The organism is Streptomyces klenkii (genome assembly GCF_003626645.1).
Classification (GTDB): Bacteria; Actinomycetota; Actinomycetes; order Streptomycetales; family Streptomycetaceae; genus Streptomyces; species Streptomyces klenkii.
Genome location: NZ_RBAM01000043.1, coordinates 1 through 7805, shown reverse-complemented (window position 1 = coordinate 7805; position 7805 = coordinate 1). Strand labels below are relative to the sequence as shown.

The window sequence follows — 7805 nt, the reverse complement described above, 5'->3', positions numbered from 1 at the left end:
CCCTTCCCGCTCCGCGGGAAGGGCTCCCGGCAAGCCGGGAGCCCAGCGAACGCCTCCGCTTCGCTCCGGCAAATGCAGTGAATTGACTCCGCTGACGCTTCGTCAAATTCCCGCGTAAACGCGGGAATTGAATTCCGCACGCGGAATTCTCAATGACAGCCTATTCGCGCAAGCGCGAATAGGAGAATTTTCCGCAAGCGGAAAATCCAGGCTGGCAGCAGGAGGATGCATCACCCGCGGACCCGTGTAGCGTCTGGGATTCCAAGCCATCACTCCCGCCCCACAACTGACAGGAAATCAACCCGGCAGGAGTGCCGACCCCACCGCAGTGACGGACTCCGCTACGCTCCACCCGAACCCCACCCCCACACCAGCAAGCCACACAACCAACCCCCGGCAACACCCCACCAGCATACACACCAATACCCCTCCGTGGGGCAAGAACCGGCAACACGTTATCCTGACGAACCAACCTCACGGAAGCAGCGTGCATCACCGCCGTGTACTGTGTAGAGTCTGGGAACAGACAGCACCACCCCGGGCCGTCCTCACCGCTCCGGGACTTCCCTTTCTGATTGCTCGCCACATCTGCGAGAAAGAGTCTTCCCCTGTGGCCATGAAGAAAAGTGATCTACGCCCGCATCAGATCGAAACCGTTGATGCGATTAAGCGCGGCCTTGACGTGCCTCCCGAGGGTATCCCGGCCAATGGCCTGCGCGGGCAGGTGATTTCCGCGTGCGGTACCGGAAAGACGATCACGGCTGCTTTCGCTGCTCGTGAGATGCTGCCGAAGGGCAGGATCCTGGTGGTGGTGCCGACGCTGGATCTTCTGGCGCAGACCATCAAGGAATGGCACCGAGTCGGGCACCGGGGGCCGGCGGTTGCCGTGGGGGGCCTCCAGGACGATCCGGACTTGTGGAACCTCAAGGTCAGGTGCACCACGAACCCGATCCGGCTCGCCATGTGGCACGCCGCGGGCCCGGTGACCATCTACGCCACCTACGCGAGCCTCGGCGTCCTGGCGGAGGCTTTCGCCGGCGTCTACGGACAGCAGCTCGCCCCGCTCGACCTCGTAGTGGTGGACGAGGCTCACCGGACGAGTGGGTCACTCGGGAAGGCGTGGGCGGACATCCACAAGCAGGACGTCATCCCGTCGGCGCGCCGGCTGTACCTCACGGCCACCCCCCGAATTTGGCAGGAGCGGCCGCCGCACTGGGAGGTGGCGGAGGGGGTGCGGGATGCACTGCCGGAGGAGATGGCCGCCTCGATGGACGACGAAGCGATCTTCGGGCCGGTCCTCTACAAGCTGTCGCTTGCCTCAGCGGTCTCCCGGGGCCTGCTCGCGCGGTACCAGATCATCGTGGTGGAGCTCACCGACCCCGAGGTCACGCCCGAGCGGCTCATGGGCGAGGAACGAGGGAGTGAGGAGGTGCGCGGGGAGCGGCTCGGGGCGCTGCATGCGGCGTTGCTGCGGACCATGGCGGAGCACCAGCTGAACACCTGCATCACCTTCCACCACCGGACGATAGAGGCGCAGGCCTACGCCGAGGGCCTGCCGCGGGTCGCAGCGAAGCTCCACGCGGACCAGCCGGAGACCTACCCGGCGCGCATCTGGGCGGACTGGCTGTGCGGTGATCACGTACCCGAGCAGCGGCGGGAAGTCCTCGGTTCCTTCGGCAGCACCGCGCGGCGGGCCGTGCTCGCCAACTGCAAGGTGCTCGGCGAGGGCGTGGACATCCGGGCCGTCGACTCCGTGGCCCTGCTCGACCCCAAGGGGGCCCCGCACGACATCGTCCAGGCCATCGGCCGGGCCCTGCGGCAAAAGCCCGGAGAAGGCAAACTGGCGTCGTTGATTGTGCCGGTATTCCTCCAGCCCGGGGAGCAGCCGGAAGACATGTTCACCTCTGCCTCTTACCGGCCTTTGGTGAAGGTATTGGAAGGCCTGCGGGCCCACGACGAGGAAGCGGTCGAACTCCTCGCAATTCCCCAAGAACCGCAGAAAGACGTTGCCCAGCCCTCCGTGAATATCGGTACGGAGCCGGAGGAAGGCGAGGAGGATTCCCGTCTGCTGCTACGTTTCGCGGCCCCACGTGACCCGGTGATGGTCGCCAAGTGGGTGTCGTTCAATGTCATCGACACCGAGCGGCAGGACTGGGCGCGCGGCTGGGCGAAGCTGAAGGCGTTCACGGAGCGTGAGGGGCACGCTCGGGTACCGTACGGGCACAAAGAGGGCGCAACTCCCCTCGGGCAATGGGTCGCGGAGCAGCGACGGGCGTACGGCGCCGGGCAGATGACCGCGGTCCGGGCGCGCCGGCTGGAGAAGCTCGGCATGGTCTGGAGCATGGCGGACGAGCGGTTCCAGGAGAGCCTGGAGGCCGCGAAGGCGTACTACGAGGAGCACTGGACGTTGTGCGCGCCGCGGACCGCCACGGCGCTGGACCGGCCGATCGGGCAGTGGCTGTCCAACCTCCGCCGGCCCGGCGCACTCGACGGACACCCGGAGTGGGAGCAGGCGCTACGGGAGGTGGACGAGGACTGGAACCCGGCCTGGCCAGCGGAGTGGCAGCGGCACTACGTGGCCGTACGCGAATTGCTGGGCGACGAGGACCAGGCGGAACTCCTGCCCGGGGTCACCGTGCACGGCCAGGACGTCGGCAGGTGGCTCGCGCGGCAGCGCCAGCACACCGTCTGGCAGCGGCTGACAGACAGCCAGCGCCAGCGCCTGGAGCAACTCGGCATCGCGCCCCTGCCCCCGGAACAGGAAGCACCCGTAAAACCGTCCAGGAGCACCTCCGGGGCGTTCGAACGGGGCGTTGAGGCCCTGCGCCAGTACAAAGCCCGAACCGGCTCCGTAACCGTCCCCAGGAACCACGTAGAGACACTGGAGGACGGCACGGAGATCAAACTTGGCGTCTTCCTGTCCAACACCAAATCGAGGCGCGCCAAGCTCACCGCGGACAAGAAGAAGGCACTCGCGGAGCTCGGTCTCGACTGGGCCGTCTGATCCCGGGGTGCCGGTGCCCCGGGGGGCTCCTCGGGGCAATGCAGTTGCTTTTGAGCTGGCTGGGCCGTTGGCCAGCTCGTGGAGGGGTGGGAACCGGGATGCCGGTCGAGATTAGGGATCTTGACCAAGGTGTTCACGCCGGAACTGGTGGACGCGGCCGTCGCCAAGCACGGGCGGAGCGAGCAGCGGCGCCGCCTGCTCCCCGCCCGGCTGATCGTGTACTTCGTGCTCGCGCTGTGTCTGTTCGCCCGGGAGTCGTACGAGGAGGTGATACGCATGCTGACCAGCGGAATACCCGGCAGCCGTGTCCTGGCGAAGGTGAACCGCTCGTCGTTGTGCCGGGCGCGCATCCGGCTCGGTGAAGAGGTGCTGGAAACGGTGTTCCGGCAGGTGGCCGGTCCGCTGGCCACCCCGGAGACGCCGGGTGCCTGGTGGCGGGGCCTGCGCCTGCTGGCGCTGGACGGCACGCAGTTCGACGTGCCGGACTCGGTGAGCAACGGCGACACCTTCGACGGCCCCTCCACCGGCGGCACGCCGTTCGGCTTCCCGCAGGTGCGGGCCGCGGTGCTCACGGAGATCGGCACCCACGCCGTCCTCGACGCCGGCCTGGGCGGCTACCGGGACGGCGAACGCCGCCTGGCCTACCCGCTGGCCAGCTCGACCGGCCCCGGCAACCTCGTCATCGCCGACCGGGGGTTCTGGTCGGTCGAGTTCGTCCATGCCTTCACCGCCTCCGGTGCTCACCTGCTGGTCAGGCTCCAGTCCAACCACCTCGGTACCACACAGGCTGGCCTCCCGGACGGCTCCCGGCTGTCGCTGATGCGCCCGGGCCAGGAGGTCCGGCTCCGGGCCGCCCGCGAAGGGCGGGTCCTGCCGAAGGAGACCACCTACCGCGTCATCACCTTCACCAAGGACGACAAGGTGGTGCACCTGGGAACCTCCCTGCTGGACACCGAGCAGTACCCGGCAGACGAGCTGATCGCCCTCTACCGGCAGCGTTGGGAGATCGAGCTGGCCTTCGACGAGATCAAGAACCACCTGGGGCCCGGCGGACCGCTCCGATCCCGCACCCCTGAAGCGGTGCGGCAGGAACTGTGGGCCCTGCTCGCGGTCCACCAGGCCGTCCACCGGTTCGCGCACGATGCCGCGGCGAACGGCCCGGTAGTGGACCCGGACCGGCTCTCCTACCTGCGCTGCGTCCGGATCGCCCGCCGCAGCGTGCCGCTCCAGCACGGCGCCAGCCACCGCAAGGTGATGGGTGCCTGGGCTGAGGCCGCCATCGAAGCACGCACTCGACTGCTGCCGCCCCGGTCGGGCCGGGACTGGCCCCGAGCGATCAAGAAACCGTCGCGGTGGCCGATCCTTAGAACTCGGAGTGGCCGCAGCAAGGTCGAGCCGGGCCGGTGGGCCGCCAACCAGACCAAGAAGGTGAAGAAGTACCGCGGCGCTGGCAGGCCCGTGCCTCGTGCTCAACCCTCTTCACCTCCCTAAAGCAACTGCATTGGGCTCCTCGGGGCACCGGCACGCGGGGTTTCGTGCACCCGCACCGGCCAACGACACACCGTCGGGCGACGTCACGGCCGGCCGCGAGCGTCAGCCACCGATGGCGCGCAGATACGCCAGCATTTCCCGGGTGGCCTGCTGGTTGCCATCTTCCCCGGCCGCCTCGGCCAAGCGCTCCAGCTCTTCCATCAGGCCGGCGATCCCGCCGAGGACCACCACGGGAACAGGGACGGTCTGCACCGCGGCCAGGGCCGTACGGGCACGGGCAGCCGACGACTGCAGATCGGTGTCACCCTCGGCAGGGATCAGAGCACGACGGCCACGCCCCAGACCAGGCACAGGCGCGGGGGCGGGCATACTCACTCGCACAGTCTCCCGCCCGGCCCCGCCCCGGCAGGGGTGCGCGGCCGATACCAGCCGCGGGCGGGTCAGGGGCGGCGCAGGCGGGGTGTCCGCGCTGAAACTACGTGGCGGTTGACGCGGCGGGAAGGGAGTGGTGGCTCTCCAGTAGTTCACGGAAGAAGTCGCTGACCACAGATCGCTTCCTGTCACGCTTCAGTTCTGCGGCGCCAAACCGGTACACCTCGTACCCTGCCAGACGCAGCTTGCGGTCCTCGGCGACCATCTCGGCGTAGCGGTGGTCGTCGGCTCGTCCGTCGTCGTTGGCGTAGTGGTGGAGTCCGTCGATCTCGATGACGATCCGAGCGCGCGCAGGCATCAGAAGCAGGAAGTCCATGCGCTGGCGCGCGAGAGGGCCCGGGCTCTTGGTGAGGCGACGGCGCACGTACGGGTCATAGTGGAGGTAGACCTGCGGGATGAGTGCCGGGATGCCGAAGCCGAACTGCTTGTAGAGAGCTGCGTAGGTCTTGAAGAACTCCATCTCCAGTCCGTTGTGCTGCATGGAGCGTTCCAGCCGCCCGTAGAGGTGGAGCGCGTTGTCCCTCTCCTTCCCGGCGTCGGTGGGGAGCTGGTTCCGGTTCGTCCACCAGGAGACGAGCTCACGCCAGGTGAGTCCGTGGTCGGCCAGGGGCTGGTCGTAGACCAGGCAGTACTGCTCGTTCTTGGTGATGCAGATGACGTTGTTGAGGGCGTCCGCGAGGACGAGTTCGGGCTTGGGGCCGTCGGCGGCGAAGATGAGGTTCTTGAGCTCGCCCGCCACGCCACGGACGCCGAGCCGTCCTACAAGTTCGATCAGCTCGCGGCCGCCGAACTCCTCGGTCACTCGCTGTGCGATCGTGGCAAGTTCGGCCATCTGACGCGTCTGGAGCCGGCCGAGGACGTACCAGCGCTTGCTGCGGTGTGGGTCCTCATCTTCGCGTTCCGGTTCCAGGCCGAGCGACTCGCAGACTGCGGCGAGGTGGTACGACTTCACACAGTCGCGCAACGTGTCTGCTATCGCCTCACGCAGCATGTGGGGGGTGACCCTGTCCGTCATGGCTTCACGATCTCCACTGCCCTCAATGTGCCGGCACCGGCCAACGATCTGGTAGCGATCCTACGGACTCCTGTCACCTGATGGCAGGACTTCAGCAGACCGTCTCCGGTCGCGGCCGGTCTCGCCCCGCTGACTGTGGATGCCGCACTGCTGCCTACATGGGACGTGGCGAAGCGAGCGATGCTGGGAGCTGTGCAGGTTCTGTCAGCCAGCCGACTGCCCTGTCTCATCCCACATTCTCAGAACGGGAGCGAGGGTGTGGGCCACCGCATACTCGGCATCCTGCGGATCGGAGCAGGTTGTCTGCCCGTCGGGGCCGCGCGTGACCATGGACATCTGTCCCGCCCGGCGGCCATCGCGGGTCGCGGCGTAGGCAGTAAGTGCCTCCAATCGGTCCAGGCGGTCACGCGGTGGGAAGAGCATGGTGCCCAGTTCCTTCTCCTTGCTGGTGGGCTTGGCGGACCATGATTCCGACGTCACGACGATGCCGTCGGCCTTCATCGCCTTCATCTGGTTCGCGAGCTTCTCGAAGGAGAGGATCTTCGTGCCCTGACTGTCGAAGACGAGAGTGACGATCTGCACTATCTTGTCTTCTCGGTACAGGAAGGCGAAGGTCTGGTGGAAGCCGTCCTTCTCCATCACCAGCCGAGCGTTGGACATGTGCCAGGGCACGGCTTCGATCGGGTCGCCAGTGTGCGGCTCGGGTTGCTTACCGTAACGCTGGCGCGCCAGCTTGGTGCCGTCCTCGTCACGTTCGATAGTCAAGTTGTAGGACTCGATCTGAACGCCTTTGAGCACGTCGAAGTGGGCTTCCAGGTCGTCCTTGGCCACAAGCATGCAGTGCGGCATGGTGCCCGATGACTTGAGGTGCGCTGTCTCGCATTCCACGTCACGTACCGGGAGGTCACACACCTGCACACCGGCTGCCTGGTGGCCCTCGGCGAGCAGCGCCGAGAGTTGCGCGTATGCCTCTCCCGTGGCGTCCAGCAGCTCCCACTCGGGCAGCGCCGCATCCACCCAGCGGCGCCGCACGGTCACGGTACCGCCCGGCGGCCTGTACCGGCGTACAACATCGTCCAGAATGTCGCGGACCGTCATCCGGGGCGGGAAATTCGCAGAGGTGCCCAGAACATGCCGGAGCCAGTCCTGCTGCCACACGATCTGCAGCTCGCTGTGCAACTCCAGATCGGCTTCCTTCGTGATGCGGTTGCGGGACTTGACGACCCACCGCATGATCTCGCTGCTGCCCGACTGCTGCTGGAACCGGGGGTACCACTCGTCGAAGCCTGCGAGCTCCTTCTTCTGCTTTTGCAGCAACCAAGTCACGTTCCGGAGGTTCGGGACCAGCGCGTTCAGCATGATCCGGAACCCATGCGGATCAAAGTACTCCTCGTGCAGCCGGTGCCACTGGGCATGGCAGTCCATCAGCCGCCGATGAGCACCGGGCATCGGGCACCGCTGCGCGGCTTCTTCCGCAGTCATGCACCGATGCTAGGCGGAATGTTCTTCGGATATGACGGCTTTTCGCTGGTACTCCAGGCCTTGCTCCACGTCGGCCGGGGGCGCCCCTCGTGGGCAGCGAGGCTACGGAACCGGCGTAGCACAAGGCCCGCACTGGGCTATGGGACCCGTCAGTCGCTCCTCCGTCGACGGCTGGGGGCATGGAACCGAAGACACGACAGCAGTACGTAGAGCCAGTGCCAAGTGGTGGGCTGTCGGCAGGGCCCCAGGGATCTCTAGAGATCTTCTCGTAACTCCGTAACTGTGCTGCGGTGATGTGGGTGTTGCGGAGTTCTGGGCTCGGGTCAGCCGGCGAGGGCGAGGTTGTGCATGTGGGCGACGCCGCTGGTGGCCCAGAAGACG

General features: G+C 66.9%; 5 protein-coding genes. 2 read left to right on the top strand and 3 right to left on the bottom strand.

The features are described 5' to 3' along the window. Positions 1 to 616: 616 nt before the first annotated feature. Together D7231_RS34295 and D7231_RS34290 are read left to right on the top strand one after the other, a co-directional pair. Complete coding sequence (locus D7231_RS34295; protein ID WP_422396791.1) at positions 617 to 3004, top strand: DEAD/DEAH box helicase; 2388 nt, start codon at positions 617 to 619, stop codon at positions 3002 to 3004. A gap of 78 nt (positions 3005 to 3082) precedes the next feature. Next, a complete protein-coding gene (locus D7231_RS34290) occupies positions 3083 to 4495 on the top strand; it encodes an IS4 family transposase (protein WP_120760231.1) in 1413 nt (470 codons plus the stop codon). 102 nt (positions 4496 to 4597) lie between these two features. Here the strand turns inward: D7231_RS34290 and D7231_RS34285 are convergent, their stop codons facing one another. The 3 genes from D7231_RS34285 to D7231_RS34275 form a co-directional block, all read right to left on the bottom strand. Then, positions 4598 to 4870 carry a hypothetical protein gene (locus D7231_RS34285; protein WP_120760229.1) on the bottom strand — a complete coding sequence of 91 codons (273 nt, stop codon included), beginning with the start codon at positions 4868 to 4870 and terminating at the stop codon, positions 4598 to 4600. A 100-nt stretch (positions 4871 to 4970) separates the two neighbouring features. Next, the gene (locus D7231_RS34280) at positions 4971 to 5942 is read right to left on the bottom strand and encodes a hypothetical protein (protein ID WP_120760227.1); all 972 of its coding nucleotides are present in this window, start codon (positions 5940 to 5942) and stop codon (positions 4971 to 4973) included. A gap of 204 nt (positions 5943 to 6146) precedes the next feature. Further along, the gene (locus D7231_RS34275) at positions 6147 to 7424 is read right to left on the bottom strand and encodes a hypothetical protein (RefSeq protein ID WP_242000070.1); all 1278 of its coding nucleotides are present in this window, start codon (positions 7422 to 7424) and stop codon (positions 6147 to 6149) included. Between the last annotated feature and the right edge of the window lie 381 nt (positions 7425 to 7805).

Excerpts from the sequence above, each read along its gene's own strand:
- D7231_RS34295 (WP_422396791.1), top strand. The coding sequence starts at position 617 with ATGAAGAAAAGTGATCTACGCCCGCATCAGATCGAAACCGTTGATGCG.
- D7231_RS34280 (WP_120760227.1), bottom strand. The coding sequence starts at position 5,942 with ATGACGGACAGGGTCACCCCCCACATGCTGCGTGAGGCGATAGCAGAC.
- D7231_RS34275 (WP_242000070.1), bottom strand. The coding sequence starts at position 7,424 with ATGACTGCGGAAGAAGCCGCGCAGCGGTGCCCGATGCCCGGTGCTCAT.